Genomic DNA, 26,861 nt, shown 5'->3' with positions numbered 1-26,861 from the left:
CTCACATTCTTTGAGTAATGTTCGCGATCTCTTGCAATATTACGTCCGAGTCAGTGGTCACTATCCAGCGACCCGCCCAGCCCTGCTCGGCCAGCCTCAGATACGCATCATAGGTCCGCTGCTGCAGTCCCGCGTCCCGCTCGTAGCGGTCACGCTCCCGGGAAGCGTCGAGCTGCTCCCGGGACTGCGCGCGCAGCGACGCCGTGTCCGGTTCCGTCGCCAGCAGCACCTGCAGGTCAGGTCGGGGGAGCCCGAGGCGGCCGAACTCCAGATCGTGCACCCAGTCCATGATCCGGTCATCCCCCACCCGGGCGGCCGAGTACGCCGCATTCGAGGCGACGTAGCGGTCCAGCAGCACGATCCGCTCGCTTCCGACGTAGGGTGCCAGGTCCTCGCGGGCACCGTGGCGGTCCAGGGCGAACAACGTCGCCATGGCGTAGGCGGAGTCGGTGAGATCGCCCATGCGGCCGTGCAGGGCCTCCTGCACGAGTTGGGCGGGCGCGGAAACCTCATACCGCGGGAACGCGAGGACGTCCGCCGCGACGTGCTCCCGGATGGCACGGACGAGGGTGTTCTTCCCCGCGCCGTCGATCCCCTCAATGGCGATGATCATCTAGGACAGTGCCTCGGTGAAGGCGTCGATGTCCTCGTCGACCTCGACCGACTCGAGCAGTTCCGCAGCGGCCTCGTTGAGGGCCTCGTCGCCGGAGCCGATGAGCTCACGGATGAAGGGGTGGGAATCCGCCACGTCGCCGGACGAGAAGGGAGCCCCGGCCCAGATGGCGGCGATGGTCGCTGCCGCCAGTCCGTTGAGTCGCTCCACGTCGGAGACGTTGGGTTGCTTGAGCACGAGCAGGCAGGCGTCACGCACCGCCTCCACCACGTCGTCATCGTCGAGATCGTTGAGCTCATCGAGGAAGTCGATGTTGTCGTCTTCATTAAAGATGGCGACATCCCAGGTGCTCATGGCATTGTCCTCTCTCATGCGGGTGCGGATTCCCCGTGCACAATCAGTACGGGCCGCAAAACTATTCGAGTCCTACTTATTCATCTGCTATGTTGTTATCGAGTTGTTACCGATACAGGAAGGGACGGGCAGATGAGAACGGAAACGCGTCACGTCTACATCTTCATCCTCGTCGGCCTGCTGGTTGCCGCCGCCGTCGGATACGGAGTCTGGCAGGCCAGCACGCCCACGACCCCTTCCGCCTCTGATATTGCCACGCAGACCCCCGAGGTAGCCACAATTTCGGAGGAGACCACGCTGCCGCAGGTGACCACCACCTCGGCCGAGCCCGAAACGACCACCGAAGCTGCCGCGCAGGCGCCGACACCCCCGCTTGTCGACGATCCCTTCCTCGCCCCCCACGCCTTCGTCCAGGCCGCTCCCACCTCCATCACCCCGACGACCGTCTATCGCCCGGAGAATGTCCGTCCCACCGCAGCGCTGCCCGCTCCGGCAGAGCCGACGCCGCTCTCCCCGGAGAACGCGGACCCGGAGGACGCGACCGGGACCACGGGGACCACGGGGACGACGGAGACTACCGGGCCGGCGGAGACCACTGAACCGGGTCAGCCGGGTCAGCCGGGCGAGCCCACTGAGCCCACCGAAGGTACTGAGCCTTCCACCCCGGACACCCTCGTCCCGGACAACGGCGACGCTGACCCCCAGGATCCCGCATCTGCGCCGGTTCCCACAGAGCCCACGGCGCCCGCCGCGCCGACCCCCTCCCCGGACCAGCCGCAGACCGGCGAGCCGCAGGTCGAACAGGCGACCACGCCCAATGGCTCCGCGTGGTGGCATCCGTCCCGCTGGCTGCCCTTCCGCCCCTGATGTGGTGACGGGCCGCCGGTCAGCGCCCGGTGGCCTGTCAGACGCAGGCGATGAACAGCTGGCCGCCCTCGACGCTGGACACTTCCCAGGCGGGGTCCGACGCCGGGATCCAGGCGGCCTCCCCGGGGCGCAGCCCCAGGTTGCCCAGCTGAACCTCGCCGGCGGTACACAGTGCGATGGCGGGGCCGTCATGGGTGAAGGTGAAGGCCTCCGCGGCAGCGAGGTCGTGGCGGAACAGACGGAACTCGGCCGCCGGCACCTGGTACTCCCCCTCCACCCGCGTGACCACCGGATCATGGACGGAGTGGAAGTTGAGGATGCGCACGAGTTCCGGGACATCGACATACTTGGAGGTCAGTCCGCCGCGCAGGACGTTGTCGGAGTTGGCCATGATCTCCACACCAAGTCCGGAGACGTAGGCGTGCAGGTGGCCGGCGTCGAGGTAGAGTGCCTCACCCGGTGCCAGCACCAGGTGGTTGAGCAGCAGTGCCCCGAGGACGCCGATGTCACCGGGGTAGCGGTCCTGGAGCTCCAGGACGGTCCGCAGGACATCGGAGATCCAGTCGCCGCGGTCGAGTTCCGACTGGGCGGCGGCGATGACGGCGTCGATAAGCGCGATCCGCGCCGCAGACGGGATGGTGATCCAGGTGGTGAACAGGCCACGGAGGCTGTCCTCCTCCGAGCGGGGATCGAGGATCGTCAGGTAACGGTCCAGCTCCGGGCACTGCAGCGCGGCGAACAGCTCGCGCGTCTTCTCCAGCGGACGGAAACCGACCATCGCGTGGAAATCGGTCAACGCCACCACGAGCTCCGGCTTGTGCGAGGGATCCCGGTAGTTGCGGTTGGGTGCGTTCAGCGGGATCCGCTGCTCATTCTCCCGCTCGAACCCTTCCCGGGCCTGGGCGGCGGACGGGTGGGCCTGGAGTGACAGGGGCTCGGCGGCACCGAGCAGCTTGAGCAGGAACGGCAGGCCGTCGCCGAAGTCACGGAGGACACGATCGCCGAGCGCAGCCGCCGGGTCGGCGGCGATGATGTCGGTCAGGGGGCGGTCGTCGATAAGCGAGGTGCCGGTGGGATGCGCGCCGAACCACACTTCTGCCTCGGGACGGGAGGAGGGGGTCGGCTCTCCACGCAGCTCGGGGATGAGGGTGCGTGAACCCCAGGGATAACTCCGGGGAGTGCCGGTGAGTTTCTGCATTCAGTAGTCCTCAGTTGGTGCGTCGGGCAGGTCGTACGTGGTGGCTGCCAGTCCACGTGTGATCAGCTGCAGGGCAGCGGCCAGTTCTCCGATGCCGGGGGTCTCGCAGGTGACGGCGAGGGCATCAGGCAGCGCGGCTGCCACGTCCGGGTCCTCTGCCCAGACAACAGTCCTCAAGGGTACCAAATCGACCGGGCCATCCAGGAAGGGGTCGTGGAACACATCGCGGACCGGAGCCTGGGGAGCGAACTCCAGTTCATCCCACGCCACCACGCCGGAGGGCAGGCCCTTCTGGGACCACAGCACGGACATGAGCTCCGCGACGGCGAAGCCGTGACGGGAGCGGCCGGTGTGCACCACGCGGGCCATGTCGGCGTATCCCCGCAGTTGACGGCCGGGGTTGACCACCACGTCGCGCTCCGGGGACAGCTGTTCCAGCTCCTCGTCGATTCTCCCGGCGATGTCCTCCAGCCGCTGGGCGACGAGGTCGGGGTCCTCCTCGAGCAGGTCGAGCACGGTGGCGACCGCGATGATCGTGCGGGCCGGCGAGGCCCCGGCCGCGGTGGGCAGCGCCGGAATGATGACGGTCCCCGCGGGCGCGTCCTCGAGGATGGGACCGCGCGGGGGCCCGACGAGCAGGGTCGTGGCGCCGCGGCGGTCGGCGGCGATGAGCCCCCGGGAGGTGTCCGGATCATCGGCCCGGTCGCCGACCACCATGACGATGTCCAGGGCTCCGACATAGGACGGCAGAGTGTCGGTCACGACGACCGGCACCCGCAACGGCGCGCGCATCCGCACCACGACACGCGCGGCGGCGGCCGCGACCTGGTCGGTGGCCAGCACAACGAGGCTGCGCGGCTGCAGGCGGTACAGGCCCTCCATGCGTTCGATGGCCCCGGCGACTGCTCTCACCTGGGCGCCCTCGTGAGCGACGTCGTAGAACCGCACCGTCTCCCGTTGATAGGTGGAGCCGTCGAGATAGGCGTCGAGAGAGCTGTCATCCATGCGATCCAGGATAGTGCGCGTGCTCTGTGAGGACCCTGTGTGTCACCATGGGGTCATGTCGGACGTCATCTATCTGATCGCGCCAGCCGGACACCCGAACTTCGGGGACGAGTTCATCGTCTCTGCATGGTTACGCGAGCTTGCTTATCGACGCCCCCGTGCCCGCGTCATCCTCGACTGCCACTCCCCCGGCATCGCCGCGGTCCTCCATCACAACGTCCACCCGGATCTCACCGTGACGGACACCCTGTGGCGCCTGGCCGACGGCTGCGATTCCCCGGCGGAGGTCTCCACCGCCATCGCGGACCCGACCCGCCGCCCCCGCCTCATCTCGGGTCTCAATCTGGCCAAGTCGGCCGATGTGGTGCACCTGCTCGGCGGCGGGTGGGTCACCGACCTGTGGCCGCAGCACATCCGGATCGTCACCGCCGCCGCGTCGATCGGTCACGCCGCTGCGCTGCGGGTGGCCACCGGGCAGGGGCTGCACCCGGGCCGGGGAATCGCCGGTGAGCTGAACCACTGGTGGTCCCTGTTCGACTCGATCACCGTCCGCGACACCCCGTCCCGGGATTACGCCCCCGCTGAGGCCGGGCAGGACGACTCCTGGTTGGCGGCCGCCGATCCCCGTTCCCACCACGGGCTCGGGCACGGCCCCGAGGATGCCCGCCTGCGCGGCACGGTCGTGTCCGCGCAGTCCGACCTGCTGGGCATCGGGGTGGAGGAACTGGCCGGGCGTCTCGTGCGGCAGTTGCGGGAGCTCGGCACGACGGGGGATGACCTCGCCTTCGTCGAGTGCATCCCGGCCGGCGACTGGGTCGTGTGGGACGCCATGTGCCGGCTGGACCCGGAGCTGACGAGGGAGGCGCGCTTCGTCGGTTTCGATGAACTGTGGACCCACGGGCTGCCGGCGCGGGCCGGTCAGACGTGGATCTCCACCCGCTTCCATCCGCATCTCATTGCCGCCGCCCGCGGCGCCCGGGGCATCGCGGTATCCGTCCACGACGGCGACTACTACGAGGTCAAACACTCCTCCGTCGGGTCGGGATGGCCGGTGAGCACCCTGGAGGAGCCGACCCACCCGGGCCCGGGTGTCGCGGATGTCGGCGAGCGCCGGGAGGCCGCGGGGGCGCTGGCCGATGAGCTCTACCCGGCCGCGCGCCGCGAGCGTCTCCGGCGCGACGTCAAACGCGCTCTCAGGCGCGGATGACGCTGAGGATCTCGGCGACCAGCTCGTCGACCTCGGCGCGCGTCGGGGCCTCCACGTTGAGGCGCAGCAGCGGCTCCGTGTTGGAGGCGCGGACGTTGAACCACGCCTTCGAGTCCTTGAGATCCACGGTGACCCCGTCCATGTCGTCGACGGCTGCGGTGCGGTCGGCGAAGGCATCGAGCACCGCCTGGGTGCTGGCCGCCTGGTCCACCACGGTGGAGTTGATCTCCCCGGAGGCCTCGTAGCGCTCGTACTGCGCCATCATCTCGCTCAGCGGGCGGTCCTGGCTGCCCAGTGCCGCCAGGACGTGCATCGCGGCGAGAATGCCGGAGTCGGCGTTGAAGAACTCGGTGAAGTAGTAGTGGGCGGAGTGCTCACCGCCGAAGACGGCACCGGTCTCGGCCATCTTCGCCTTGATGAAGGAGTGGCCCACGCGGGTGCGCACCGCCGTGCCGCCGTTCTCGGCGATGATCTCCGGCACTGAGCGCGAGGTGATGAGGTTGTGGATGATCGTCGCCCCCGCGTGGTCCTGCAGGTAGCGCTCGGCGACGACGGCCGTGATCGCCGAGGGGCTGACGGGGTCACCGTTCTCGTCGACGACGAAGCACCGGTCGGCGTCGCCGTCGAAGGCCAGTCCGATGTCCGCCTTCTGCTCGACGACGAACGTCTGCAGGTCCTTGAGGTTCTCCGGATCCAGGGGGTTCGCCTCGTGGTTGGGGAAGGTGCCGTCGAGCTCGAAGTACAGGGCGCGCACGTCCAGCGGCAGACCCTTGAACACCTCCGGCACCGTGTGCCCGCCCATGCCGTTCGCGGCGTCGACGGCGACCACGAGCGGGCGGATGCTGTGCAGGTCCACCAGGTCGCGGAGGTACTCGCCGTAGACCTCGAGGCAGTCCTGCTGCTTCTCGACACCGGCCTCACCGCCGTACTCCGGAACACCGTCGACAAGCATGTCGGTGACGTCACGCAGGCCCGTGTCCTGGGAGACCGGGCGGGCGCCGGAACGGCACAGCTTGATGCCGTTGTACTGCGCCGGGTTGTGGGAGGCGGTGAACATCGCTCCGGCGCACCCGAGGGTGCCGGCGGCGAAGTAGAGCTGATCGGTGGACGTCAGGCCCAGCATGATCACGTCCAGACCCTGCGAGCGCACCCCTTCCGAGAATGCGTCGGCCAGTTCCGGGGAGGAGGGACGCATGTCGTGGCCGATGGCCACGGTGGTCTCACCCTCTCCGCGCAGCAGGTGGGCAAAGGCGGCTCCGGTGTCCCGGATGAATGCAGGGGTGATCTCGTCGCCGACGACGCCGCGGACATCGTAGGCCTTGATCACGCGGGAGACATCGTCACGGTTGTGCTTGGTCATGGGCCCCGATGATACTCCCTACTCGGATTCGGCCTCATCACTGCTGATGATTCGCAGATGCGCGCGGCGGCGCTGCTTCTCGTCGTACACGCGCCGGGCGCGGTGGACCGGGTGCGGGGACGAGTCGGGGTCGGCCGGATCCTCCGGGTGCAGCTCCGGGCCGGCGGAGTCGACGAGACCGCTGGTGACCCGGCCGGCCTCCCGGACGGCCTCGGCCAGCGCGGTGAGGTCCTCGTCATCGTCGATGTCGATGTGGTTGACCCGGAGCATCTCCCAGCCCAGCGGCGCGGTGATCTTCTCGGAGTGGTGGTCGCACAGATCCCAGCTGTGGGGCTCGGCGGCCGGTGCCAGCGGCCCCACCACGGCGGTGGACTCGGCGTAGGCGTACGTCATGGTGGCGACGGCAGGCTTGCCGCAGCCCGGGCGGGAACAACGTCGGAACTGGCTCACGGCCACCAAGTCTAAACCCTTCCTTGAGAATCCGGTACCCCTGGCGCGCGCCGCCCCCGCCCCGCCGTGCGCACTGCCTAAGATCTGGGACATGCACACCAGGACCTTCCGCGACCGCCGCGGCCGCGGACTGCGTGGACCGCTGCTACCCATGGAGGCCCCGCGCTACCGCACCCGCGGCGAGTCCTTCGACGTCGCGGTGCTGGAGGCCTACGCCCCCATCCAGCACTCCTACCCCGAGCAGCTGGCCCACCTGGACATCGCGGTCGACACCGTGCCCCGCATGCGCCTGCGGGCGGACAGCATCCTGCCCGACGAGATCGTCGCCGACGGCCCCGTCCCCCTCGGCCGGGTGATCCCGGCGGGCATCGATTCGCAGGGGCGGCCCACCCGAGCCCGCCTGGTGGTGTTCCGGATGCCGATCGACCAGCGCTCCGCCACCCCGCAGGAGCGCGAGGAACTGCTCACCACCATTCTCACGGCCCTGGTGGCGCACTACCTCAATCTGGATCCCCGCGACATCGACCCCGATTTCCAGCTCTAGGATCCCCGGGGCCCGGAATCGCGAAAGCGACCCCGCAGGGTCGCTCAGGTCACCGGGAATGTCAGCCGATCTGCTTCTTCAGGCGGCGGCGCTCTCGGTCGGACAGTCCACCCCAGATCCCGAAGCGCTCATCATGCTCGAGGGCGTACTCGAGGCAGTCATCGCGCACCGCGCAGGCCTGGCAGATGCGCTTGGCCTCGCGGGTGGATCCGCCCTTCTCCGGGAAGAACGCCTCCGGGTCCGTCTGGGCGCACAGAGCCTGGTCCTGCCACTCCTGCTCGACGGCGCCGAAGAGTTCATCAAGGCTCATCTCTGCAGCCGATCCATTGATACTGGCCACTCCTCCACGGAGAACGGCCCCGTTAGCCATGTCTTCCACGGTGTCCCCCTTCTCCGATCGGTGGTTGGTTGTGGTGCTTCTTACACTGATGTGATTACACACGTGATCACTAAATGTCGTCAACCGAAATCGGGGGGAATATCGCGCCGCCCGCCGTTTATGCAGGCGGCTAATCCCACTAGTCACACCAGTAACAGCAAAAACCTCCGGGGGGTGGGCGGAGGGGGTACTACATGTAGTGGTGGGCAGATTCCCTGGCAACAACTGACAGGAATCTCAGGCCCCTATCGGCGTGTCGTCATGCATCCGAGGAGAAACGCACTCCATTGTCCGGAATGATCACACCTGGCCAGACACGCATTCCGCCCTCCAGCTCACAACGGGCGCCGATCTGCGCACCCTCACCGATGACACACCCCGTGATCCGGGCGTTGGCACCGATCCGCGCGCCGGCGGCGATGATGGAGTCCCGGATGACCGCACCCGGCTCGATGGTGGCGCCGTCGAAGACCACGGTGTCGTCGAGACGGCAGCCCGCCCCGATCTCCGAGCCCCGGCCGACCCACGTGCCACCGACCAGGATCGTGCCGGCGGCAACGCCCGCGGTGTCGTCGACAAGCGACTCACCGGTCCGGCCCTCCAGCAGCGGGGAATGCGCGATGCCGCGCACCAGGTCAGAGGAACCACGGACGAAGTCGTCGGGGCGGCCCATGTCGCGCCAGTAGGCGTAGTCGACGTGGCCGAACACCCGGCGCCCCTCGGCGAGGAGCTTGGGGAAGGTCTCCCGCTCGACAGAGACCACGCGCCCCTCGGGGATGTCCGCGATGATCTCGCGGCGGAAGACGTAGCAGCCGGCGTTGATCTGGTCGGTCGGCGGATCCTCGGTCTTCTCCAGGAACTCCAGCACCCGGCCGTCCTCGGAGGTGGGCACGCAGCCGAAGGCGCGCGGGTCCGGGACACGCACGAGGTGCATGGTCACGTCGGCCTCCTTCTCCGCGTGGGTCGCCAGGATGGCGCGCAGGTCCGTGCCGCCCAGGACATCGCCGTTGAACACCATGACGGTGTCGTTGCGCAGCTTGTCGTAGACGTTGCGGATACCACCGCCGGTGCCCAGCGCCTCCTCCTCGACGACGTACTCGATCTCCAGACCCATCTCGGAACCGTCGCCGAAGTACTCCTCGAACACCTCGGCCCGGTAGGAGGTGCCGAGCACGACGTGGGTGATGCCCGCCGCCTTGATGCGGGCGAGCAGATGCTGCAGGAACGGATAACCGGCCGTCGGCAGCATGGGCTTCGGCGTGTTGACGGTCAACGGGCGCAGCCGGGTGCCCCGGCCACCGACGAGAATGACGGCATCAGTACGCGAGGGATCAACACTGAGTTCAGACACTGGAGTCCTTTCGGTTGGTACGTGCCCGGGCCACGGCAATGATGCTGCGCCCCTGGAGCCCGAGCCGGATCAGCCCCCGGAGGGGCGCTTGCCACCAATGGGGGAGGCGGTCCGCCTGGAAACGATAGGCCGACTCGTGGTGGGCGGGCAGCATGGTGTCGGAATGCAGGCCCGCCACATGCCCCTTGTCGTGGGTGATGTGGGCTGTGGGGCAGTAGATGTTACGGAACCCGGCGCGCGTGAAACGATCGCCGAGGTCCACGTCCTCCATGTACATGAAGTAACGCTCGTCGAAGCCTCCGACGGCATCGAAGGCCTCCCACCGCACGAGCAGGCAGGAGCCGGACAGCCAGCCCGCCGCCCGTTCCCGGTCCATGTCGGTGTTGTCCCGGTAGGACCTGGTCCAGGGGTTGGAGGGCCAGATCTGGCCCAGCAGGGCATGCCCGATACCGTTGCCCAGCGTGGGCACCGCCCGCGCACTGGGATAGATGGTGCCGTCGGGTTCGACGATCTGCGGGCCCACCGCCGCGGCCTCCGGGTGGCGCTCCAGGCAGTCGATCAGCTTATCGACGGACCCTTCCCCGAAGACCACGTCCGGATTGCTCAGGAGCAGGTAGCGGGAGTCGATCTCTCCGGCGTCGCGCGCCGGACGCAGGTGGCGGGCGCCGACATTCATGCCGGTGCCGTATCCGAGATTGCCGCCGGTGGGCAGGAACTCGACATTGCCGCTCATCGACGCCGCCTTCTCCGGCACCCCGTCCGTGGAGCCGTTGTCCGCGAGCACGACATGGACTCCCCTGTCGGTGGCAGCGGGCAGGCTGTCGAGGAAGGCCTGCAGATGGCGGCCCGGGGAGTAGGTCACCGTGATGACGGCGACCGGCGGTGTCGGCGAGATAGTCACAATGAGTTGAGCATAGTGGGATTCGATGTCGTGCGACCGCTACGCCACTCCCGATGACCTAGACTTAGGCCCCGTGAGTGAGAAGTACCGCCGCGTGCGCGACATCCAGGCCGCCCCAACCGCTGCGTCTCCGGCGCGCCAGTACGGTCCGGCCCCGGTGAAGACCGTGGTGGCGGTACTGTCCGTGCTCACCCTCCTGTTGTCCGGGATGGGGTATTTCGCCGTCGGACGCCTGGGGACCGAGGTGGCCTCGGCCGGCAACCTCACCCTCGGCGGCGGTCAGGGGCTCAAGGGCAAGCCCGACGACGGTGCCACCGACATCCTCCTCGTCGGCTCCGACTCGCGTACCGACGCCCAGGGCAACCCCCTGTCCGCCGAGGAGCTCGAGCGCCTGCGCGCCGGTGTCGATGACGGCGAGGAGAACACCGACACCATCATGGTCATCCGCGTGCCCAACGACGGATCCTCCGCCACCGCCATCTCGATTCCCCGCGACACCTACGTCGCTGATCCGGACTTCGGGAACATGAAGATCAACGGTGTGTTCGCCGCCCACAAGACGAGCACGATGGAGGAACTGGTCACCGGCGGTGCGTCCGGCCAACAGCAGATGGAGTCCATGGGCAACGAGGCCGGACGCCAGGGGCTCATCAGTGCGGTCTCCGATCTCACCGGCGTGGAGGTCGACCACTACGCCGAGATCGGACTGTTCGGCTTCGTCCTGCTCACTGACGCCGTGGGAGGCGTCGACGTCTGCCTCAACGAGGCTGTCCAGGACGAGTTCTCCGGGGCCGATTTCCATGCCGGAGTGCAGACCCTCGACGGCGCCCAGGCCCTGGCCTTCGTCCGCCAGCGGCACGGCCTGCCCCGCGGCGACCTCGACCGCATCGTCCGCCAGCAGGCCTACATGGCCTCCCTGGTGAGCAAGGTGCTGGCCACCGGTACGCTGACGAATCCGCAGAAGCTCGGCGACATGGGCACCGCCGTCGAGCGTTCCGTGGTCATCGACGACAACTGGGACATCATGTCCTTCGCCAACCAGCTGGCCAATCTCGCCGGCGGCAACGTCGTGTTCAACACCATCCCGGTCACCTCGATCGACGGTGTCGGCGACTACGGCGAATCCATCGTCACCGTCGATGTCCCCACCGTGCACGCCTTCATGGAGGAACTGCTCGGCGCGGAAGAGGAGGAGCCGGCAGACGACGGTGGCACCGAGGACGCTCCCCCCGCAGAAGTCCAGCTCGCGGACAAGGACATCCACGTGCTCAACGCCGGTGTCACCACCGGCCTGGCCGGCAACGTCGGCGGCTGGCTCACCGAGGAGGGCTACGACGTCGTCGAGGTCACCAACGCCCTGGCCGGCATCTACACCACCTCGCAGGTCGTCGCCGCTGATCCCACCGACCCGGATGCCATCGCGCTGGCTGAGGCCCTCGGCGGCCTGGAGGTCACCGCCAACGACGGACTCACCTCGGACACCCTCATCGTGGTCACCCACGACGACTGGAACGGCCCCCTCGGTGACGCCTCGCTGGTCGGCGACTCCTCCGTCGGCCCCGATTCCGGGGCGGGCGTGGGTACCCCGGGTTCCGATTTCAGCGAGGAGGACGTCACCCCGGAGATCGACGCCGGCGGCGACGGCCCGCGGTGTGTGAACTAGGGTTCACTCCCCCACGTACGCGATCGCGTCGATCTCCACGCTGGCCCCGTAGGGCAGGCGCGCGGCCTCGAGGAAGGTCCGGGCCGGGCGGGCCTGCGCGAAGTACTCGGAGAACTGCTCGTTGGCCTCCTCCCGCAAGGTGATGTCGGTGACGAAGTAGGTGAGCTTGACCAGGTCCGTGAGTTCTCCGCCCTCGGTGGCCAGGCGCTCGGTCAAGCGCTCCAGTGCGGCCGCGAGGGCCTCCCTGCGGCCCTCCACCGGCTGGTAGTCCCTGTCCACGGACAGAGCCCCGGAAACGAAGATGAAGTCCCCGGCGCGCTTGGCCATCGAGTAGGGGTGGTCGGAGGTCGGCTGCATGACGGGTCCTTACTGGTCGGGGCGTTGAGGGCTCGGTGACCCCATGATGGGCGGCTCCCGCGATACCCGCCACGCTCACCCCTGAAAGGGCCTACGGGTGGAGGGGATCACCGAGCTCTGCGGCGTAGCACCCGTCCCAGTAGTTCTCCTCCAGGGGCCACTCCTCGATGGGTCCGTGGAGGTCGAGGAGCACGTCGTTGAGCTGGACTCCGCGGGGGCCGATCACCTCGTGGAAATGCCCTTGCTGCACGTGGAAGATGCTGGGCGAGAGGGGTTCCTTCGATCCGCTGAATGTCCCCGCCGTGCACTCAATCAGCGCAAGAAACATGGAGGCCTGCGTCGCCGGCACGATGAACACGTGCTCGCGGGTCGGCATCGAGACGAAGTAGCCGTGTTCGCACGGATCGAGCTGGAGGTTCTTGCGGCAGGCGTCGACAAGCAGGGCGATCGACGGCGTCTGCTTGAGACCCCGGACCATCACCCCGCCCATCTCACGGAGGACTTCGGGGCCGCGCGAGTAGGCCTCGATCGTAGCGTTGGCGGCGGCGTCGAGGACCTCGAGGTCGACGAGCTCGGTGAGCTGCCGCAGTGGGAGCAGCCGGATGGCGTCATTCTCGCGCAGTGCGTAGACGAACATGAGGTCCTCGGTGAAGGGGAAGCCGTCGACATCCCCCGGCAGTGCGTCAATACGGTGGACGACCTTGGTCACCGTGGCCAGCACGCGGCGCCGGTCGAGTCGCAGCCCGTCCGGATTGCCCGTGGCCTCCCGGACAGGACCGAGCAGCGTACCCCAGTAGTAGTCGATGACCTCGTCCTCGACGGCGTCGTCGTTGTCCTCGATCATGCCGAGGAGTCTGCTGATGTCGGCGGTGGCACCGGTGGTGGCGTCAAGGATGATCTCAGTGTCGTCCAGGAAACGGGCGTCGGGAAAGTGCGGAGTGAGGCGGGTGAGGCATTCGTCGTGGATGCGTGACAGGCGGTCGGCGGTGATCGTGGTCAAGGTGGTTCCCCCAGGGTCGGCCCGCGCCGGATGCGCGGGGGCACCTTACTTAGACTGCGCGCAGGGCCGAAAGGTTCCCGGGAGCAGGGGGGCAATATTGCTTTGCCTACCCGCGACCCCTAAACTGAATCATAGTTTCCATAATGATTCAGGAGGTGACGGTATGGCGACATCGAACACTACATGCCAGGCAATCGATCGGGCCCGTGCCGAAGCCGGATTGAGCCAGCGCGCGCTCGCCCACAGGACCGGGATCGCGCAGGCCACCCTATCGCGCATCATCACCGGGTCCCGACAGGCAACGATGCCGGAGATCATCCTCATCGCGGAAGCAACCGGATGGACACCTGGTCAGCTCACGGGCCACGCCGACCTCTCACACCGCGTACAAGAGGCAGCGCGGGCCACCAACAGCTCCGATATGCGAGCCATGCGAGACAAGCTCATGTTCTACCTGGAGCTCAATGACTTCCTCCACGATTATGCGATCCCCGAGGTCGATTGACGTGGGCTACTACCCCAGCAAGTCGGAGCGCGCCGGCAGGGTGGCAGCAGAGTCCTTCCGTCGGGATCATGGGCTCGGACAGCAACCGCTCGGTGACCTGGTGAGCCTCATCGACCAGACTCTCGGATATGACGTCGCTGTGGTTGATATCGGGGCACATCCAGACCAGCACGGGATGAGCATGCGGGATCCCCTCACCGGTGCTGTCTTCATCGGCGTGGCCGCCACGCCCCACCCGATGCGCCAACGCAGTACCCTCGCCCACGAAATGTGCCATGTTCTCCACGACGACTGGGGTATCAACTACGACGGCGATCTTTCTGCCCGCCCTTTCGAGGAAAAGCGGGCAGATGCCTTCGCCCGACACCTGCTCATCCCTCAGCAGGGCATCACCGATTACCTCGACATCACTCGCCGTCGAGGAACAACGATGTTGACTCCTGTCGAGCTGTCCGCGATCGTGCAGCATTTCCTCGTCTCCCCCGCTGTCGCCTCCATTGCCTTGTGCGAGCACGGTTCCATCGACGAAGCCACGAAGGAGGACTGGATGCGCCTGACCACTCCGCAACTGGCAACGCGTTTCGGTTGGTCCGATCGCTACGGGGCATTGTCAGCGGAATCCCGGGCTCCGCGAGTCCCGCAGCGCTTACTGGCCCGCGCCATTGCCGGCTACGAGGCCGGAGTAGTTACTGTCCGAACCGTGGCAACGCTTCGGTCGGTTCCCGTCGAGCAGGTGGAGGCAGAGTTTGGAGAATCCGGGATCGCCAGGCGCGAATCACCGGCAGGGAGTTTTCGGGCCACGGAGGACGACATTCTTGCAAATTCCGAAGACATTGACCGTGCGATCGCCGAGTTGAGCGACGAATGACCTCACACCCGACGATCATGGATGCCGGACCGGGACTCACCTTCTTCTCTGCCCGTCAGGAACGGCTCCTCTTCCAGATCGTCGGCCCTGTGAGCATTCCCGAGATCGTACGGGCAGAGATTGCCGGAAAAGCCCGCAGAGATTCCCGCTTTCACCCCGCATCCACAGTCATGGGGCGTCTTCCGGACACGCTCCTGCGGGTGTTGTCCGATACCCCGACTCCTGAACTAGCCAGGGCTGTGCATCGCCTGTCGGGCCAGAAATTCGACCAGCGGCAGCTCGAGAAGAAGGACCTGGGCGAGACCATGGTCATCGCCCACGCCGTCGTCAGCGCTGAAGCTGGCGAGAATGTCATCGTCATGATCGATGAAGGGGAAGGCACCAGGGTCGCGATCCGCGAGGCGGAGCGCCTCGAGAGGCTGAGGACAGCCGGGGCACATTGTGGTTCTCTCCGATTGCTATCGACACTAGACATCCTGAGCACCGCGATCAGGCGCCAGGTGATCACGGACCGTGGACACCTTCGGAAGATTTATGCCCAGTTCCGAACGCTCGACGACGGCCTGGTACGCATCGAGGACACACCTCTACTCTCCCCACAACTGTGGTCTGGGAACTGACATCGATCTCCTGGCTCTACAGGTACACCGTCGCCAAAGACACCGTGACAATGGCGCCGACCAAGTAATTGAGCCACAGGAACACCCGCCAGGCGCGGTTGACATCCTCGCAGGTGTCGTCGGTGATGTTCCAGAAGCGCAGGGTGTTGGCCACATATCCCAGCCCGGCCAGGGCCACGATCCAGCCCGGCGCGGGCAGCAGGAACAGCAACACGGCCGCCACCAGGTAGGCCCCGGCGGCCAGACGGGTGACCGCCCGGGCGCCGAAGGCGGTGGCGATCGACGACAGCTCCCCCTCCCGGTCGGCCTTGACGTCCTGCACCGCGCCGAGGGCGTGGCTGGCCATGCCCCACAGGAAGAAGGAGCCGACGGCCACCCAGAAAAACCCCGGTAGATCCCCCACCCGGATGCTGGCGCCGACAATGGCCGGGGTGACGAAGTGCGCCGAGGAGGTGAGCGAGTCGAGCACCGGGCGTTCCTTGAAACGCATCGGCGGAGCCGAGTACGCCACGACCGCCAGCATCGACACCGTCAGCCAGAACGCCGACTGCCAGGTGCCCGAGGCGTACATGACCACCAGGAACGGTGCGGTGGTCACCACCGATGCCCACAGCAGCGGGGCGTGCATGGACCTCGGCAGCACCGCGCCCTCCACGCCCCCCTTGCGGGGATTGCGGATGTCGGACTCGTAGTCGAAGACGTCGTTGATCCCGTACATGGCGATGTTGTACGGGATGAGGAAGAACACCACACCGACCCAGAACAACCAGTCCAGCCCTCCCCCGACCAGTAGGTAGGCCAGGCCGAAGGGGAAGGCGGTGTTCACCCAGCTGATGGGTCGGGAGGCGGCCAGGATGCCGCGGAGCGTTCTCACGTGTCACGTCGTTTCCGCGGCCACAGGGCCGGGATGAGCAGGGCGGCGAAGATCGGGTAGAAGAAGTCCTCGACCGGAACCAGTCCCAGGTGCAGGCCGAGTCGCTGCTGCTCCCCGTAGCCGACAAGATCGGCCCAGATCATGAGGTTGTCGAAGACGGCGGTGAGCACCAGGAGCACCGCCATGACGAGGGCGGTGACGGTGAACTGGCGGGGGGCGATGTCCCGGCGCCACCAGGCGAGTGCCAGGCCGAGGGCGAGGAAGGGGAGGCTGATGAGCAGGTACATCACGCGACCGCCTGGCGGGACCGGGCGTCGAGAAGCAGGCGGGCCCCGGAGGTGAGGTTGATGCTCAGGTAGGTGAGGAAGAACAGGAAGATCGGCTCCTCGATGGGCATCTCCGGGGCGAGTTCGATGCCGGTCATGTACGGCGAGGCGCCGCGGTAGAAGGAGCCGGTGACAATTCCCAGGGCATCCCACACCAGAAAGGCTCCGACCATGAGCACCGAGATGACGGCGGCGCGGCGGGCATCCCAGAAAAACGCCAGTTTCCAGCGCCAGTCGCACAACACCATGCAGACCAGCGAGACCAGGAGAATGCTCAGATACGCAAACGTCATGGGTGCTCCTCGGGCAGGGGTCCGGGGCTGGTGTCGCCACGCAGCCTCTTGATCACGTTCTCCGCGGAGATGAGACACATGGGCACACCCACCCCGGGCACGGTCGTCGCACCGGCGTAGTAGAGGCCCGCCACCTTCCCGGAGACGTTCTTCCCGCGGAAGAAAGCGGACTGCCCCAGGGTGTGCGCGGGGCCGATGGAGCCGCCGCTCCAGGCGTGGTAGCGCTCGGAAAAGTCCGCCGGCCCGACGGTGTGGCGGGTGACGATGCGCTCGGCCAGATCCGGGATCCCGGCCCAGTCGGCGATCTGGGCGACGGCGGCATCCGCGATGGCCTCGACCGCGGGGGATCCGGAACCACGGAACAGGCTGCCGTGCCCGAGTGATTCATCAGCGCGCACGGGGACGAGGACGAAGAGGTTCTCATGCTCCGGCGGGGCGACGCCGTCCTCGGTGGCCGAGGGCATGGACACGTAGATCGACCGGGAGGAATCCAGCGGCCGCTCCTCCTGCGGGCCGTCGAAGACCGCGTCGAAGTCGGTCGACCAGTCCTTGCTGAACAGGAGATTGTGGTGGACGAGCTGCGGCAGGCGCCCGCGCACCCCGAGCATGACCAGCACCGTGCCGATTCCCGGATCCCGCCTGGCGAAGTATTTCTCCGGGTAGGTACGTAATTCGGCCGGCAGGAGGCGGGTCTCCGTGTGATGGAGATCCGCACCGGAGACGACGATGTCGGCGGCGAGTTCCTCGAGCCGGCCGTCGCTGGTGCGGACCCGTAGCCCGCGCACCTGCTTATCGACGCTGACGATCGCCGTCACCTGCGTGGACATCCGGAAGCTCACCCCCTGTTCCAGCGCCAGGCGGTGCAGGGCCGCGACGACGGAGGTGAAACCACCCACCGGGTAGCGCACGCCCTGGACCAGGTCGGTGTGGCTCATGAGGTGATAGAGCGCCGGGGTGGTGTCCGGGCGGGAGGAGAGGAAGACCGCCGGGTAGCTGAGGATCTGGCGCAGGCGGGTGTCCCGGAAACGCTTGTTCACGAAGTCCTGGAGGGAGCCGGTGAGCAGCCTCGCCAGGCGGCCGGTGCGGGTGAGCACGTCGCGGTGGACCAGGGGCCGCAGAGCCGAGAAGGTGGTGTAGAGGAAGCGGTCGAGGGCGATCTGATAGCTGTCCCCGGCGCTGTCGAGGTAATCGCGCAGCTTCTGCCCCGCGCCCGGTTCGATGGACTCGAACAGGGCGGCCGCCTCGTCCACGCCGCTGGGGACGTCGACCGGTGCATCCCCCTCCGGGAACACGCGGTAGGCGGGCGTGAGGTCGACCAGGTCGAGCTCTTTCTCGCTGGTGGTGCCCAACAGGCGGAAAAAGTGCTCGAAGGCGTCGGGCATGAGGTACCAGGAGGGTCCGGTGTCCCAGCGGAAACCGGGATGCTCCTCCACGGTGAGGTCCCCGGCGCGCCCGCCGACGGTGTCGAGCTTGTCCACCACCGTCACCTCGTATCCCTCCTTCGCCAGCAGGGCGGCGGTGGCCAGGCCGGCGACTCCGGCTCCGATGACCAGGGCGGTCTGTGAGGTCATGTGTTGCCTGCTTTCATTCGGGAGGAACGCGCCACGGCTTTCGCCAGGATGGCGGCCTTGGTGCGGCGCGGCACGCTGACGCGTCCGCGCAGGAGCGCGGGGGCCGGGGTGGCGTCGATACGCTCGTTGAGTTCGGCGAACAGCTCCGTTGCCGCCAGCACCCCGGTGCGGGCGGTCAGCGGCAGGAGCGGGATGACGGCGGTGGCGGTGGCCAACTCCTCCCGGATCTGCGACACGAGCCGCGTTTTCTCGACCTCGCTCAGCGCGGTGAGATCAATATCGGGGAAGTAGCTGCGCCCCAGGATGCCGGCGTCCTCGCGCAGGTCGCGCAGGAAGTTCACCTTCTGGAAGGCCGATCCGAGGGCGCGGGCCCCGGCCTGGAGGCGCTGTCGCTCCGCGGCCCCGACCGGGTGATCGACCAGGAAGGCCTGCAGGCACAACAGCCCGATGACCTCGGCGGATCCGTAGACGTATTCGTCGAAGCTGTCCTGGTCGTGGCTGGACTGGGTGAGATCGCGGCGCATGGAGGCGAAGAAGGCTCGCACATGCTCCGGGTCGAAGTCGCAGCGCCGGGCGGTTTCGGCATAGGCGTGGAGGACCGGGTCAACGTGGAATCGTAATTCGGGGGCGGCGAGGACGGCGGACTCGTAGGCGTCGAGAAGCTCCCGGCACTGGGCCGGGCTGGCGCCGGAAACCTCGCAGGTGCCGTCGACGATCTCGTCGGCGATGCGCACCATGGCGTAGAGGTTGCGGATGTCACGTCGCACACTGGGCGAGAGCAGGCCCGTCGCCAGGGAGAAGCTCGTGGAGTAGGAGGAGATGACCTGGTGGGCGGCCTTGACGGCCATCCGGTCATAGCGGCGGAGATAGTCGGCGTCAGGCATAGGTGCGCAACATCCCTTCGATCCGGTCGGTCACGTCGTGCAGATCCTTCCGGATGCCGGGTTCCAGGGCAGCTTTGTCGATGAGCGTGCGCGCGACGTCCAGGTGGGCCTGCCCCTCCCCCACCACGTCGGCGATGATGTCGGCCAGACGGAGCGGATCGACGTCCGTGTCATCACCCATACGCATGGTGACCAGGGTGGCCCTGCCGTGCAGGACATCGCCGCCGGCGAGCTTGCCGGTCTGCCCGCTGTGCCCCACGGTGCCCGCGATGTCGTCGGCGGCCTGATAGGCCCGGCCCAGTTCGCGGGCGATGGGTTCCATGGGTGCCGGGTCCCGGCCCGCGGCCAGCGCCCCCAGTTTCAGTGGCGCCCCGAAGCTGTAGTCGGCGGTCTTGAGGTGGTTGCTCAGACGAACGAGCTCCGGGTCGGGAACGGTGATGGAATGGGCGATGTCGAGGATCTCCCCGACGATGGTCTGCTGGGCGGCGGCATTGAGGATGCGCAGCGCCTCCCGCACGAGCGTGTCCGGCAGCGTCGAGTGGATGAGGATGCCGATCGAGCTGTTGAGCCCCAGGTCACCGGCGGTGATGCCGATGGAGGTACCCAGGTGCTCGTCGCCGAACTCGTCGCGTACGGCCGCATGCACGGTGGGATGACCGCGGCGGGTGTCATCCCGGTCGATGATGTCGTCGTGGATGAGAAACGCGCCGTGCATCATGTCCACGCACGCACCGAACACCGTGGCCGCCTCCAGCTGCGCGCCACTGACCTCACCGGCGGACAGGTGGACCAGGCGGGCGCGCAGATGCTTGCCTCCCAGCGCGAAGGTGGATACTCCCTGGTAGGCGTGATCGAGCAGGCGGGAGGGCGCCGGCGCCACTGTGCTTATCGACGCCAGGTGATCGTTGAGCAACGCCATACTGGCGTCGACCCGTTGCTGGAGATTCATGTCAGAGCCTCCTGCAGGCGAGCCCCGAGCACCCCGCGCGCGGCCAGGCGCCGCTGCGGGGGGTGGTGCCGCCAGGCACGGAGAATGGTGTGCATCCCCCGGCGAAAACGCCGGATCATCTGGCGTCCGCCGTACAGCGGTCGGGCGTCCATGTCGAGGGTCAGGTCCGGCTGGAACCACACCGTCTCGTCCGGGCCCACCTCGAAGGACATCTGCATGTCCTCGTGCGCGAAGGTGTCGGCCGAATCGAGGCGGGTGCGGATCTTTCGCCACCACTCGGCCCGCACCGAGTAGTTCGTGCCGAACAGGGGGTGGTGGCCCAGGGCGGCGCCGACGCTGCGTCGATAAGCACGCAGATACAGCGCGCTGGCGAGATCCCCCCGCCACCCGGGCAGGGCGAAGCGGGCCACGCCCGTCACCCCGACGACGCGGCGCCCCGGGGAGCGCTCCGCGGCATCCCACGCCGCGTGCAGACGGCGGACGTAGTCGGGGGCGGCGATGACGTCGGCGTCGATACGCGCGAGAATGGCGCCCGTCGCGGCGTCGAAACCGGCGTGCGTCGCCCAGGTGATACCGCGGCGGGGTTCGGTGATGACGCGCGCTCCGGACCGGGCGGCCACCTGAGCACTTCCGTCGGTGGAGCCGTTGTCCACCACGATGATCTCCTCCGGCGCCACCTCCTGTTCCGCGAGAGAGGCCAGGCAACGGCGCAGCAGTTCGGCGTCATTGAGACAGGGAATGACGATGCTGATGGTGCGGGTGGAGGGGGCGCTCACGCAGGGGCTCTCTACTAGTCTTCAGTGCCTTATGGGGCCTTATGGGCCGGATCTTTCTCCTCAAAGGTACGCGAACAACAACATGCACGGGTTCTTATGTCAGACACCAATTCCGCCACCTGCCTACGATGGGGCGGCATGGAGCTTCTCGCACATCTGCTTCGGACCGACCCTTCCGCCCCGCGACTGACCGTCTACAACGAGTCGACCGGCGCCCGCCTCGACTTCTCCGCCCTCACCCTGGACAACTGGGCGGCGAAAGTGGGCAACATGCTCATCGAGGAACTCGACCTCGACTCCTCGTCCCGCATCGTCCTCGACCTGCCCGTGAGCTGGCAGTCCGTGGCCATCGTGCTCGGAGCCCTGGCCGCCGACGTGGAGTGGGGTTTCGACGGCGACGGTGATGTGGTGTTCACCTCCCCCGACAGCTTCGAGGAGTGGACCGGGCCGGGCCGTGACATCGTCCTGGTCACCGACGACCCCTTCGGCCGCGGTGTCGTCGAGTCCGGCGGCACACTGCCCGCCGGCGCCATCGACTTCGGGCCCACCGTCCGCTTCTACGGCGATGACTTCTTCGGGCCCGCGCCCGCGCTTTTCGACGTCGTCATCGCCGCCGGCACGCCCGAGCGCGTGCTGTCGACGGGCTGGACCACTGAGGAAGGGATGGTCTCGGCGGTCCTGCAACCCCTCTCCGCCGGGGGCTCCGCCGTGGTCGTGGCCGGCATGGTCGACGCTGCTCGCCTCGCGGAGATCGCCACCGCGGAGAAGGTCACGGCGCGGTTGTAGCGCCGCGACACCCGTCTCCGGTGTTATCGTTTCCCCATGGCAACGGTCACATTCGACAAGGTGTCCATCCGTTATCCCGGCGCCGAGCGCCCGACGGTCCACGAGCTGGACCTGGAGATCGCGGACGGTGAGTTTCTCGTCCTGGTGGGCCCCTCGGGCTGCGGCAAATCGACGACTCTGCGGGCCCTCGCCGGCCTGGAACCCGTCGACTCCGGGCACCTGCTCATCGACGGCACCGACGTCACCGGCGTCGAGCCCGGCGACCGCGACATCGCGATGGTCTTCCAGAACTACGCCCTGTACCCGCACCTGAGCGTGGCGAAGAACATGGGATTCGCCCTCAAGCTGGCGAAGATGCCGGCCAGCGAGATCAACCAGCGCGTCCAGAATGCGGCGGAGATGCTCGGCCTGGAGGAGTTCCTCGACCGCAAGCCGAAGGACCTGTCCGGCGGCCAGCGCCAGCGGGTGGCCATGGGGCGGGCCATCGTGCGGGATCCGAAGGTCTTCCTCATGGACGAGCCTCTGTCGAACCTCGACGCCAAACTGCGCGTGCAGACCCGCGCCGAGCTCGCCGCCCTCCAGCGTCGCCTGGGCACCACCACGGTCTATGTCACCCACGATCAGGTGGAGGCCATGACCATGGGTGATCGCGTCGCCGTCCTCAGAGACGGCATCCTGCAGCAGGTCGCTCCCCCGCGCGAGCTTTACGACGCCCCCGTCAACGACTTCGTCGCCGGCTTCATCGGCTCGCCGTCGATGAATCTCTTCCCCGGCGACGGCGTCACCCTGGGTGTGCGACCGGAGGCGATGCGGGTCGTCGTCGACGAGCAGCTCCCGGACGGATGGGTGAGACGCGAGGGAGTCGTCGACCTGGTGGAGGAGCTGGGCTCGGAATCCTATGTGTACGCCTCCAGCGATGGTGTGCGTCTGGTTGCGCGTCTGGGCCACGAGGAGGTTCCTTCGCGGGGTGCCCCCGTGACGTTCGCCTTCGATCCGGCCCTGGCCCACCGCTTCGATCCGGGCACCGGCGAGCGCCTCGGATAACCACCCCCGACAAGGGGTGATCGGGGCCATTCCGGGCCGGAGGTATTACCTGCGTCACTACATTTGGGGGCACACACTGCTTCCGAAAGGTGAATCACAGATGAACATCGCATTGAAGCGCCCGGGTCGTTCCCTGGCGGCCATCGCCATCGTCTCCACCGTGGTTCTCGCGGGTTGTGCCGATGACGGCGGCACCGACGAGACCACCACCGCCACGGCGACGGACACCGCCACCACCACCACGGAGGCGGCCTCCGATTCGGAGGAGGGCCGCGGCCCGATCACCTTCGCCATGGGCAAGAACGACACCGACAAGATCACCCCGATCATCGAGAAGTGGAACGCCGAGAACCCCGACGAGGAGGTCACCCTCTCCGAGCTCGCCGGTGAGGCCGACGCGCAGCGCGAGACCCTCGTGCAGTCCCTGCAGGCCGGCAACTCCGACTACGACGTCATGGCGCTGGATGTCGTCTGGACCGCCGACTTCGCCGCCAACCAGTGGCTCGCCCCGCTGACCGGCGACCTGGAGGTCGACACCTCCGACCTGCTGCAGTCCACCGTGGAGTCCGCCACCTACAACGGCACCCTCTACGCGCTGCCGCAGAACACCAACGGCCAGCTGCTGTTCCGCAACACCGAGATCATCCCGGAGGCCCCCACCAACTGGGCCGAGCTCGAGGCCTCCTGCGCCGACATCGAGGGCGACTGCCTCACCCTGCAGCTCAAGCAGTACGAGGGCCTGACCGTCAACACCGTCGGCTTCATGGAGGGCTGGGGCGGCTCCGTCCTCGACGACGCCGGTGAGGTCACCGTCGACTCCGACGAGTCCAAGGCCGGCCTCCAGGCCCTGGTCGACGCCTACGAGAACGGCACCATCGCCTCCGCGTCCACCTCCGCCACCGAGGAGGAGACCAACCTGGCATTCGTCGCCGGCGACACCGCCTACGCCATCAACTGGCCGTACATGTTCACCAACGCCGAGGACGAGACCTCCGAGATCGCGGGCAACTTCGAGGTCCAGCCGCTGGTCGGCCAGAACGGGGTCGGCGTGTCCACCCTGGGTGGCTACAACAACGGCATCAACATCAACTCCGAGAACAAGCTCACCGCTCTCGACTTCATCCAGTTCATCATCAACGAGGAGAACCAGACCTCCTTCGCCGAGGCCTCCTTCCCGCCGGTGCTCGCCTCCATCTACGAGGATGACGCCCTGGTCGAGCAGTTCCCGTACCTCCCGGCTCTCAAGGAGTCCCTGGAGAACGCGGCACCGCGTCCGGTCTCCCCGTTCTACACCGCCATCTCCAAGGCGGTCCAGGACAACGCCTACGCGGCGCTGACCGCCGGTAAGTCCGTCGACGACGCCACCGCCGACATGAAGGCCGCCATCGAGCAGGCCTCCAACTAAGCGACCGCGTCAGTCTCGATAGGCAACACCACACCAGACCTGCCCCCTCGGGCGGGTCTTTTGTGGTTCTGTGTGATGTAACACTTATCCGAAGGAGCCGCACATGAACACACGTGCCGGCCAGGCCCGTTCAGCGGCCTGGCTGATCGCCCCGGCGCTCATCGTCCTGGCCATCGTCATCGGCTATCCGATCCTCCGCGCCGTCTTCCTGTCCTTCCAGGCCGACCGCTCACTCGATCCCACGACCGGGCTCTTCGTCGAGGGCGGCTTCGCCGGATTCGACCACTACCTCTACTGGCTGTCCAACCGGTGCATGTCACCCTCCGGCAACGTCACCACCTGCCCCCCGGGTGTGCTGGCCACCGACTTCTGGCCGGCCGTCCGCATCACCCTGTTCTTCACCGTCGTCACCGTCACCCTGGAGACCATCCTCGGCATGTTCATGGCCCTGGCGATGAACCGCGAATTCCGCGGCCGCGGTATCGTCCGCGCCGCCGTGCTCATCCCGTGGGCGATCCCCACCGCCGTCACCGCCAAGCTGTGGCAGTTCATCTTCGCCGACCGGGGCATCGTCAACTCCCTGTTCAACACGAGCATCTCCTGGACGACCGACCCCTGGGCCGCCAGATCCGCGGTCATCATCGCCGACGTATGGAAGACCGCCCCCTTCATGGCGCTCCTCATCCTCGCCGGCCTGCAGATGATCCCCAAGGACGTCTACGAGGCCGCGCGTGTCGACGGCGCCTCCCGCTGGCAGCAGTTCTGGCAGATCACCATGCCGCTGGTTAAACCCGCGCTCATGGTCGCCGTGCTCTTCCGCACCCTCGACGCGCTGCGCATGTACGACCTGCCGGTCATCATGATCTCCGCCTCCTCCAACTCGCCGACCGCCACGATCTCCCAGCTGGTGGTCGAGGACATGCGGCAGAACAACTTCAACTCCGCCTCCGCCATCTCCACGCTCATCTTCCTGCTCATCTTCGGCGTCGCCTTCATCATGATCCGCTTCCTCGGCGCCGATGTCTCCGGACAACGCGGGGTCAAGGGTCGCAAGGTCCCGGGTGCGAAGAAACGCAAGGAACCCGATCGCCGCGCGGAACTGGGTGGGGAACCGGTGGACGGGGACGTCGATAAGCAGGCAGAGGAGGTTTCACGATGAAGCGCGCAACACTGTGGCACTACCTGGGAGTGCTGTTCATCATGTTCTGGGGCCTGGCGCCCTTCTACTGGATGGTCATCGTCGCCCTGCGCGACAAGCGCTACACCTTCGACACCACGCCGTGGCCCACCCACGTCACCCTGGAGAACTTCCAGGATGCGCTGGCCACGGACAAGGGCAACGACTTCCTCGGGGCCATCGTCAACTCCCTGTTCATCTCCGTGGCCACCACCTCCCTGGCCGTCATGGTCGGCGTGTTCACCGCCTACGCCCTGGCCCGGCTGAACTTCCCGGGCAAGGGCCTGGTCACCGGCATCATCCTCGCCGCCTCCATGTTCCCCGGCATCGCGCTGGTCACCCCGCTGTTCCAGCTGTTCGGTGACCTGGGGTGGATCGGCACCTACCGGGCGATGATCATCCCCAACATCTCCTTCGCCCTGCCGCTGACCATCTACACCCTGGTCTCCTTCTTCCGGCAGCTGCCCTGGGAGCTGGAGGAGGCCGCGCGTGTCGACGGCGCCTCCCGCGGCCAGGCCTTCCGCCTGGTCCTGCTGCCCCTGGCGGCTCCGGCCCTGTTCACCACCGCGATCCTGGCGTTCATCGCCACGTGGAACGAGTTCATGCTGGCGCGTCAGCTCTCGACGACCGCCACCGAGCCCGTCACCGTGGCCATCGCCCGCTTCTCCGGACCGAGCGCCTTCGAGTACCCGTATGCCTCGATCATGGCCGCGGGTGCCCTGGTGACCGTGCCGCTCATCATCATGGTGCTCATCTTCCAGCGCCGGATCGTCTCCGGCCTCACCGCCGGTGGTGTGAAGGCGTGATACGGGCCGCGGCGCTGTGGGTGGCGGCCCTGGCCGGTGTCATCCACGGCGCCTTCAGCCTCTACTGGGCGGCGGGTGGCACCTGGTTGCTGGAGACCGTCGGTGAGGCGGTCACCGACCAGTTCGCGGGCCTGTCCTGGGTGCTCGCGGTCGTCGGTGTCCTCAAGCTCGCCTTGGCCTGCGGCCCCCTGCTTATCGACGCCCCCTGGGCCCGCATCCTTTATTGGCTCGGCGCCGCCGCCCTCATCGTGTGGGGTGGGGTCAACACCCTGACGACGAACCTCATGCTCGCCGGCGTGCTTCCGCTGCCCGCTGCAGTGGACCGACCGGCGCTCATCGGCCACGCCTGGATATGGGATCCGTTGTTCCTGGTGTGGGGCGTGGCGCTGGCGGTGGGGCTGTGGCAGCGACGGAGGGTGCGCCGTGGACGATAGCTCCCGGGGTCCGCGCCGGAGACTGCAGCACGAGACCCTGCTGGGATTCCTCGGATTCTTCGCCTTCCTCTCCCTGGTGCAGGCGGTGGTGAACCTCTTCTCCCCCGAGCCCGCGCTCTGGCCGGGGCTGCTGGCGGCCGTGTTCGTGGGCCTGACCTGGTGGGTGTGGCGGCGACGCTGAGCGGGGTCATGCCTGGAGCGCGTTCACCGGCTGTTGTGCAACATCCCTCCTGTACAGCGTTCAAGTTTCTGCACAACGCCTGTTCGCGTTCTGACTAGACGTAATCTCTTGCA

The 26,861-nt window shown here is 67.4% G+C and carries 32 protein-coding genes; 14 read left to right on the top strand and 18 right to left on the bottom strand.

All coding sequences use genetic code 11. The features are described 5' to 3' along the window. Position 1: 1 nt before the first annotated feature. Both Q4F73_RS02860 and Q4F73_RS02855 read right to left on the bottom strand, forming a co-directional pair. A complete protein-coding gene (locus Q4F73_RS02860) occupies positions 2-613 on the bottom strand; it encodes a dTMP kinase (protein ID WP_303357839.1) in 612 nt (203 codons plus the stop codon). Continuing rightward, complete coding sequence (locus Q4F73_RS02855; RefSeq protein WP_303357838.1) at positions 614-967, bottom strand: DUF4259 domain-containing protein; 354 nt, start codon at positions 965-967, stop codon at positions 614-616. 132 nt (positions 968-1,099) lie between these two features. On the opposite strand from Q4F73_RS02855, the gene Q4F73_RS02850 reads away from it, so the two are divergent. Further along, positions 1,100-1,834 carry a hypothetical protein gene (locus tag Q4F73_RS02850; RefSeq protein ID WP_303357837.1) on the top strand — a complete coding sequence of 245 codons (735 nt, stop codon included), beginning with the start codon at positions 1,100-1,102 and terminating at the stop codon, positions 1,832-1,834. Positions 1,835-1,871: 37 nt separating this feature from the next. Here Q4F73_RS02850 and manA read toward each other — a convergent pair whose 3' ends face one another. After that, positions 1,872-3,032 (bottom strand): mannose-6-phosphate isomerase, class I, encoded by a 1,161-nt coding sequence (manA, locus tag Q4F73_RS02845; RefSeq protein ID WP_303357836.1) that lies wholly within the window; start codon positions 3,030-3,032, stop codon positions 1,872-1,874. Beyond that, a complete protein-coding gene (locus Q4F73_RS02840; RefSeq protein WP_303357835.1) occupies positions 3,033-4,037 on the bottom strand; it encodes a hypothetical protein in 1,005 nt (334 codons plus the stop codon). It lies immediately after the preceding gene. Between the two features lie 55 nt (positions 4,038-4,092). Here Q4F73_RS02840 and Q4F73_RS02835 point away from each other — a divergent pair, with 55 nt between their 5' ends. Then, positions 4,093-5,244, top strand: coding sequence for a polysaccharide pyruvyl transferase family protein (locus tag Q4F73_RS02835; protein WP_303357834.1), 1,152 nt, complete (start codon positions 4,093-4,095; stop codon positions 5,242-5,244). Here Q4F73_RS02835 and Q4F73_RS02830 read toward each other — a convergent pair. Both Q4F73_RS02830 and Q4F73_RS02825 read right to left on the bottom strand, forming a co-directional pair. Next, complete coding sequence (locus tag Q4F73_RS02830) at positions 5,231-6,604, bottom strand: phosphomannomutase/phosphoglucomutase (RefSeq protein WP_303357833.1); 1,374 nt, start codon at positions 6,602-6,604, stop codon at positions 5,231-5,233. The genes Q4F73_RS02835 and Q4F73_RS02830 overlap by 14 nt on opposite strands. 18 nt (positions 6,605-6,622) lie before the next feature. Beyond that, entirely contained in the window at positions 6,623-7,060 is a 438-nt protein-coding gene (locus Q4F73_RS02825) for a DUF3499 domain-containing protein (protein ID WP_303357851.1), read from the bottom strand. An 85-nt stretch (positions 7,061-7,145) separates the two neighbouring features. On the opposite strand from Q4F73_RS02825, the gene Q4F73_RS02820 reads away from it, so the two are divergent. Beyond that, positions 7,146-7,598: a metallopeptidase family protein gene (locus Q4F73_RS02820; protein WP_303357832.1), complete on the top strand. Its 453-nt coding sequence runs from the start codon at positions 7,146-7,148 to the stop codon at positions 7,596-7,598. Between the two features lie 61 nt (positions 7,599-7,659). Here the strand turns inward: Q4F73_RS02820 and Q4F73_RS02815 are convergent, their stop codons facing one another. The 3 genes from Q4F73_RS02815 to Q4F73_RS02805 form a co-directional block, all read right to left on the bottom strand. Then, positions 7,660-7,977 (bottom strand): WhiB family transcriptional regulator, encoded by a 318-nt coding sequence (locus tag Q4F73_RS02815; RefSeq protein ID WP_085549571.1) that lies wholly within the window; start codon positions 7,975-7,977, stop codon positions 7,660-7,662. Positions 7,978-8,236: 259 nt separating this feature from the next. After that, the gene (locus tag Q4F73_RS02810; protein ID WP_303357831.1) at positions 8,237-9,328 is read right to left on the bottom strand and encodes an NDP-sugar synthase; all 1,092 of its coding nucleotides are present in this window, start codon (positions 9,326-9,328) and stop codon (positions 8,237-8,239) included. Continuing rightward, positions 9,321-10,232, bottom strand: a complete 912-nt coding sequence (locus Q4F73_RS02805) for a glycosyltransferase family 2 protein (RefSeq protein ID WP_303357850.1) — start codon at positions 10,230-10,232, stop codon at positions 9,321-9,323. The genes Q4F73_RS02810 and Q4F73_RS02805 overlap by 8 nt, the downstream gene beginning before the upstream one ends. A gap of 70 nt (positions 10,233-10,302) precedes the next feature. Here Q4F73_RS02805 and Q4F73_RS02800 point away from each other — a divergent pair, with 70 nt between their 5' ends. Continuing rightward, positions 10,303-11,892 (top strand): LCP family protein, encoded by a 1,590-nt coding sequence (locus Q4F73_RS02800; RefSeq protein ID WP_303357830.1) that lies wholly within the window; start codon positions 10,303-10,305, stop codon positions 11,890-11,892. A 3-nt stretch (positions 11,893-11,895) separates the two neighbouring features. On the opposite strand, the gene Q4F73_RS02795 is transcribed toward Q4F73_RS02800, so the two are convergent. Next, positions 11,896-12,249 (bottom strand): RidA family protein, encoded by a 354-nt coding sequence (locus Q4F73_RS02795; RefSeq protein ID WP_303357829.1) that lies wholly within the window; start codon positions 12,247-12,249, stop codon positions 11,896-11,898. A 91-nt stretch (positions 12,250-12,340) separates the two neighbouring features. Next, the gene (locus tag Q4F73_RS02790) at positions 12,341-13,249 is read right to left on the bottom strand and encodes a hypothetical protein (RefSeq protein ID WP_303357828.1); all 909 of its coding nucleotides are present in this window, start codon (positions 13,247-13,249) and stop codon (positions 12,341-12,343) included. 163 nt (positions 13,250-13,412) lie between these two features. Here Q4F73_RS02790 and Q4F73_RS02785 point away from each other — a divergent pair, with 163 nt between their 5' ends. Genes Q4F73_RS02785 through Q4F73_RS02775 form a run of 3 tightly spaced genes read left to right on the top strand, consistent with a single transcriptional unit; the run spans position 13,413 to position 15,242 of the window. Beyond that, positions 13,413-13,754 carry a helix-turn-helix transcriptional regulator gene (locus Q4F73_RS02785; RefSeq protein WP_303357827.1) on the top strand — a complete coding sequence of 114 codons (342 nt, stop codon included), beginning with the start codon at positions 13,413-13,415 and terminating at the stop codon, positions 13,752-13,754. Position 13,755: 1 nt separating this feature from the next. After that, positions 13,756-14,622, top strand: a complete 867-nt coding sequence (locus Q4F73_RS02780; protein ID WP_303357826.1) for an ImmA/IrrE family metallo-endopeptidase — start codon at positions 13,756-13,758, stop codon at positions 14,620-14,622. Next, a complete protein-coding gene (locus Q4F73_RS02775; RefSeq protein ID WP_303357825.1) occupies positions 14,619-15,242 on the top strand; it encodes a hypothetical protein in 624 nt (207 codons plus the stop codon). The genes Q4F73_RS02780 and Q4F73_RS02775 overlap by 4 nt, the downstream gene beginning before the upstream one ends. Before the next feature lie 16 nt (positions 15,243-15,258). Here the strand turns inward: Q4F73_RS02775 and Q4F73_RS02770 are convergent, their stop codons facing one another. The 7 genes from Q4F73_RS02770 to Q4F73_RS02740 are packed head-to-tail and all read right to left on the bottom strand — an operon-like array spanning position 15,259 to position 20,915. Then, positions 15,259-16,116, bottom strand: coding sequence for a prenyltransferase (locus tag Q4F73_RS02770; protein ID WP_303357824.1), 858 nt, complete (start codon positions 16,114-16,116; stop codon positions 15,259-15,261). After that, positions 16,113-16,403, bottom strand: coding sequence for a lycopene cyclase domain-containing protein (locus tag Q4F73_RS02765; RefSeq protein ID WP_303357823.1), 291 nt, complete (start codon positions 16,401-16,403; stop codon positions 16,113-16,115). The genes Q4F73_RS02770 and Q4F73_RS02765 overlap by 4 nt, the downstream gene beginning before the upstream one ends. Further along, entirely contained in the window at positions 16,403-16,735 is a 333-nt protein-coding gene (locus Q4F73_RS02760) for a lycopene cyclase domain-containing protein (protein WP_303357822.1), read from the bottom strand. The genes Q4F73_RS02765 and Q4F73_RS02760 overlap by 1 nt, the downstream gene beginning before the upstream one ends. Then, a complete protein-coding gene (gene crtI / locus Q4F73_RS02755) occupies positions 16,732-18,306 on the bottom strand; it encodes a phytoene desaturase family protein (RefSeq protein WP_303357821.1) in 1,575 nt (524 codons plus the stop codon). The genes Q4F73_RS02760 and crtI overlap by 4 nt, the downstream gene beginning before the upstream one ends. After that, positions 18,303-19,190: a phytoene/squalene synthase family protein gene (locus Q4F73_RS02750; RefSeq protein ID WP_303357820.1), complete on the bottom strand. Its 888-nt coding sequence runs from the start codon at positions 19,188-19,190 to the stop codon at positions 18,303-18,305. Before Q4F73_RS02750 ends, crtI begins: the two co-directional genes overlap by 4 nt. Beyond that, positions 19,183-20,139, bottom strand: coding sequence for a polyprenyl synthetase family protein (locus Q4F73_RS02745; protein ID WP_303357819.1), 957 nt, complete (start codon positions 20,137-20,139; stop codon positions 19,183-19,185). The genes Q4F73_RS02750 and Q4F73_RS02745 overlap by 8 nt, the downstream gene beginning before the upstream one ends. Beyond that, the gene (locus Q4F73_RS02740; protein WP_303357818.1) at positions 20,136-20,915 is read right to left on the bottom strand and encodes a glycosyltransferase family A protein; all 780 of its coding nucleotides are present in this window, start codon (positions 20,913-20,915) and stop codon (positions 20,136-20,138) included. Before Q4F73_RS02740 ends, Q4F73_RS02745 begins: the two co-directional genes overlap by 4 nt. Before the next feature lie 138 nt (positions 20,916-21,053). Here Q4F73_RS02740 and Q4F73_RS02735 point away from each other — a divergent pair, with 138 nt between their 5' ends. From Q4F73_RS02735 to Q4F73_RS02705, 7 genes are all read left to right on the top strand, one after another. Beyond that, positions 21,054-21,701: a TIGR03089 family protein gene (locus tag Q4F73_RS02735; RefSeq protein ID WP_303357817.1), complete on the top strand. Its 648-nt coding sequence runs from the start codon at positions 21,054-21,056 to the stop codon at positions 21,699-21,701. Positions 21,702-21,737: 36 nt separating this feature from the next. Then, positions 21,738-22,745: an ABC transporter ATP-binding protein gene (locus tag Q4F73_RS02730; protein ID WP_303357816.1), complete on the top strand. Its 1,008-nt coding sequence runs from the start codon at positions 21,738-21,740 to the stop codon at positions 22,743-22,745. A gap of 100 nt (positions 22,746-22,845) precedes the next feature. Then, positions 22,846-24,150, top strand: a complete 1,305-nt coding sequence (locus tag Q4F73_RS02725) for an ABC transporter substrate-binding protein (RefSeq protein WP_303357815.1) — start codon at positions 22,846-22,848, stop codon at positions 24,148-24,150. A gap of 103 nt (positions 24,151-24,253) precedes the next feature. Continuing rightward, complete coding sequence (locus Q4F73_RS02720; protein WP_303357814.1) at positions 24,254-25,309, top strand: carbohydrate ABC transporter permease; 1,056 nt, start codon at positions 24,254-24,256, stop codon at positions 25,307-25,309. Beyond that, on the top strand, positions 25,306-26,133 hold the full coding sequence (locus tag Q4F73_RS02715; protein ID WP_303357813.1) for a carbohydrate ABC transporter permease: 828 nt from the start codon (positions 25,306-25,308) through the stop codon (positions 26,131-26,133). The genes Q4F73_RS02720 and Q4F73_RS02715 overlap by 4 nt, the downstream gene beginning before the upstream one ends. Beyond that, positions 26,130-26,567: a DUF3995 domain-containing protein gene (locus Q4F73_RS02710; RefSeq protein WP_303357812.1), complete on the top strand. Its 438-nt coding sequence runs from the start codon at positions 26,130-26,132 to the stop codon at positions 26,565-26,567. Before Q4F73_RS02715 ends, Q4F73_RS02710 begins: the two co-directional genes overlap by 4 nt. Beyond that, on the top strand, positions 26,557-26,748 hold the full coding sequence (locus tag Q4F73_RS02705; RefSeq protein ID WP_303357811.1) for a hypothetical protein: 192 nt from the start codon (positions 26,557-26,559) through the stop codon (positions 26,746-26,748). The genes Q4F73_RS02710 and Q4F73_RS02705 overlap by 11 nt, the downstream gene beginning before the upstream one ends. Positions 26,749-26,861: the final 113 nt, after the last annotated feature.

The organism is Corynebacterium sp., assembly GCF_030535495.1.
In the GTDB taxonomy this organism is placed as follows: Bacteria; Actinomycetota; Actinomycetes; order Mycobacteriales; family Mycobacteriaceae; genus Corynebacterium.
This window is presented reverse-complemented; position numbering and strand designations above follow the sequence as displayed.

Bases quoted from the DNA above. Each gene is read 5' to 3' on its own strand.
- Q4F73_RS02860 (WP_303357839.1), bottom strand. From the start codon at position 613: ATGATCATCGCCATTGAGGGGATCGACGGCGCGGGGAAGAACACCCTC.
- Q4F73_RS02855 (WP_303357838.1), bottom strand. From the start codon at position 967: ATGAGCACCTGGGATGTCGCCATCTTTAATGAAGACGACAACATCGAC.
- Q4F73_RS02850 (WP_303357837.1), top strand. From the start codon at position 1,100: ATGAGAACGGAAACGCGTCACGTCTACATCTTCATCCTCGTCGGCCTG.
- manA (WP_303357836.1), bottom strand. From the start codon at position 3,032: ATGCAGAAACTCACCGGCACTCCCCGGAGTTATCCCTGGGGTTCACGC.
- Q4F73_RS02840 (WP_303357835.1), bottom strand. From the start codon at position 4,037: ATGGATGACAGCTCTCTCGACGCCTATCTCGACGGCTCCACCTATCAA.
- Q4F73_RS02835 (WP_303357834.1), top strand. From the start codon at position 4,093: ATGTCGGACGTCATCTATCTGATCGCGCCAGCCGGACACCCGAACTTC.
- Q4F73_RS02830 (WP_303357833.1), bottom strand. From the start codon at position 6,604: ATGACCAAGCACAACCGTGACGATGTCTCCCGCGTGATCAAGGCCTAC.
- Q4F73_RS02820 (WP_303357832.1), top strand. From the start codon at position 7,146: ATGCACACCAGGACCTTCCGCGACCGCCGCGGCCGCGGACTGCGTGGA.
- Q4F73_RS02795 (WP_303357829.1), bottom strand. From the start codon at position 12,249: ATGCAGCCGACCTCCGACCACCCCTACTCGATGGCCAAGCGCGCCGGG.
- Q4F73_RS02785 (WP_303357827.1), top strand. From the start codon at position 13,413: ATGGCGACATCGAACACTACATGCCAGGCAATCGATCGGGCCCGTGCC.
- Q4F73_RS02775 (WP_303357825.1), top strand. From the start codon at position 14,619: ATGACCTCACACCCGACGATCATGGATGCCGGACCGGGACTCACCTTC.
- Q4F73_RS02765 (WP_303357823.1), bottom strand. From the start codon at position 16,403: ATGTACCTGCTCATCAGCCTCCCCTTCCTCGCCCTCGGCCTGGCACTC.
- Q4F73_RS02760 (WP_303357822.1), bottom strand. From the start codon at position 16,735: ATGACGTTTGCGTATCTGAGCATTCTCCTGGTCTCGCTGGTCTGCATG.
- crtI (WP_303357821.1), bottom strand. From the start codon at position 18,306: ATGACCTCACAGACCGCCCTGGTCATCGGAGCCGGAGTCGCCGGCCTG.
- Q4F73_RS02750 (WP_303357820.1), bottom strand. From the start codon at position 19,190: ATGCCTGACGCCGACTATCTCCGCCGCTATGACCGGATGGCCGTCAAG.
- Q4F73_RS02745 (WP_303357819.1), bottom strand. From the start codon at position 20,139: ATGAATCTCCAGCAACGGGTCGACGCCAGTATGGCGTTGCTCAACGAT.
- Q4F73_RS02735 (WP_303357817.1), top strand. From the start codon at position 21,054: ATGGAGCTTCTCGCACATCTGCTTCGGACCGACCCTTCCGCCCCGCGA.
- Q4F73_RS02730 (WP_303357816.1), top strand. From the start codon at position 21,738: ATGGCAACGGTCACATTCGACAAGGTGTCCATCCGTTATCCCGGCGCC.
- Q4F73_RS02725 (WP_303357815.1), top strand. From the start codon at position 22,846: ATGAACATCGCATTGAAGCGCCCGGGTCGTTCCCTGGCGGCCATCGCC.
- Q4F73_RS02720 (WP_303357814.1), top strand. From the start codon at position 24,254: ATGAACACACGTGCCGGCCAGGCCCGTTCAGCGGCCTGGCTGATCGCC.
- Q4F73_RS02715 (WP_303357813.1), top strand. From the start codon at position 25,306: ATGAAGCGCGCAACACTGTGGCACTACCTGGGAGTGCTGTTCATCATG.